Source organism: Mesorhizobium sp. M7A.F.Ca.ET.027.03.2.1, from assembly GCF_003999175.1.
In the GTDB taxonomy this organism is placed as follows: domain Bacteria; phylum Pseudomonadota; class Alphaproteobacteria; order Rhizobiales; family Rhizobiaceae; genus Mesorhizobium.
Window position 1 is genome coordinate 1 of the sequence record NZ_RZOM01001151.1, and the last position, 1,869, is coordinate 1,869.

Genomic DNA, 1,869 nt, shown 5'->3' on the forward strand with positions numbered 1-1,869 from the left:
AGAGTCCTGACAGTAAAACCGCGATTGAAGATGGACGGGAAAGAAAGTCTCCCAGGCTGGCCATCGACGCCACCGGCCTGACGTTCTGGCCGTCCGGCCAGGGACTTGTCGGCATCCCGCGGGTGGAAAGCTTTCTCGTCAGCGCAGCCCTGGCCGATCCCGACCCTAGCGTGGAGGTGGTGGCGTTCCGACCGTGGGAAGGCCGGTTTCGCCCCCTCGCTCCTTTCGAGCAGGACCATGTCGCGACGGGCGAGATTTCACCCTGGCGGCTCAAACGATGGCCTGGGAGGCGCACGGCGATGTCGCAGGCCCTCGAAGCGGTGAGGCAGCAGCCATGGGGCAAGCGCGACGCCGACCGCCATCTCGCCAAGACGGTGACCCATGGCCGCAAAGGGATTGCCTATCAGGCGACGAGGCTGCTGATCCGGGCCTATCGTCTGTACCAGCGGGCGCGGATCCGGTCGGCCCCGCGTCAGGTTCCAAGCCAACCGAACGAGACCGAACGCGGCTTTGTCCTGATCAGCCATCACATTCTGACCGGGGATGACCGAACCGCCGTCTCCGGGCGCGCCGGCGGCCTCGCGTTTCTTTGCCACGACCTCATCCCGACACTGCGCCCCGACATGGTTGGTATGAGCCCTGGCGAGGCTCGCTACGGGTCATATCTCGAGCACCTCGTGCGTTCCGGCGCGCCGGCATTTTGTGCATCCGACGAAGTTGGTGCGACGCTGACCGATCATATGCAACGGGCAGGCGTCACGCAGCCGGTGGTATATCGGTTTCCGATGCCGTCCATCCTGTACGAGACGGCTTCGCGCATGGGCGAGACTTCGCGCATCGAGGCCGACGAGCCGTTCGTGCTCTACTGCTCGACCATCGAAGTGCGCAAGAACCACATCCTGCTGGCACGGATATGGCAGCAGGCGCTCGACGAGGGCGTCAAGCTGCCGCGGCTCGTCTGCCCCGGGCGCTGGGGCTGGATGATCGATCCGCTGCGCGCCTATCTCAAGGCCCATCCGAGATTGCTTGAGCGGGTTACGTTCACCGGAGCGATCAGCGATGAGGAGCTCATCCGATATTATCGCAGCGCTTCCTTTGGCGTCTTTCCCTCGCATATCGAGGGCTGGGGCTATGGCGCCTCGGAATGTCTCGATTTCGGCATTCCGGTCATCGTCTCGACCGCGCCGGCGCTGATCGAGGCGAGCGGCGGGCTGATGCCGGCGATCGATTCCAATGACCAGGCCAGCTGGTACGCTGCGATCCGCAGGATGGCGGAAGACGCGGACTGGCGCTCATCGCTGACGGAACGCATCGCAAAGCAGCATCGCCCGACGCCGGCATCGGCCAGCTGGGCGGCCATCAAGGCTGGCCTGCAGGCAAGCGCGTCCCTCCGGCCGAAGTCCTAGAGCAATTCTAGGAAAAGTGTGAAGCGGTTTTCCCGGGAAAACGCATAGCGTTTTCCCTTGGGAATTGCGTCAAAACAAAGAGTTAGAGCAGATCGCCGTTTCCGTGAAACGGTGAAATGCTCTAGGTGGGCCGCTTCTTCGCCTTCTTGTGCTTGGGCGCGCCGGTGGTGTCGAATTTCGGCTTGCCCGGCTTCTTCGCCCATGGCTTTGCATCATGCGGGGCGGCCGGGCGCTGATCGACTGCTGCCGGTGCACGTTTTTCGAATTTGCGCTTCGGCGCGTTGGGGTCGAACGGCGCCTTGCCGCGATGCGGCTTCTTGTCGGGGCTTGGCGGCTGATAGCCGGCGCGTGAAAGATCGGGCGTACCGTCGAGCCGCTTCACCAGGATGTTGCCTTGCAGCTTGCGGTCGGGACCGATCGCGGCCAGGAAGCGGTCGGCCCAGTCGGCTGATATCTGCACGTA

The 1,869-nt window shown here is 63.8% G+C and carries 1 protein-coding gene and 1 pseudogene; one reads left to right on the forward strand and one right to left on the reverse strand.

What is annotated here, in order from left to right; all coding sequences use genetic code 11:
• The first annotated feature begins 23 nt into the window (after nucleotides 1-23).
• Nucleotides 24-1,406, forward strand: a complete 1,383-nt coding sequence (locus EN750_RS32285; RefSeq protein ID WP_127399105.1) for a glycosyltransferase — start codon at nucleotides 24-26, stop codon at nucleotides 1,404-1,406.
• Between the two features lie 121 nt (nucleotides 1,407-1,527).
• On the opposite strand, the pseudogene EN750_RS32290 reads toward EN750_RS32285, so the two are convergent.
• A pseudogene (locus EN750_RS32290) lies at nucleotides 1,528-1,869 on the reverse strand (ATP-dependent RNA helicase); the annotation flags it as partial.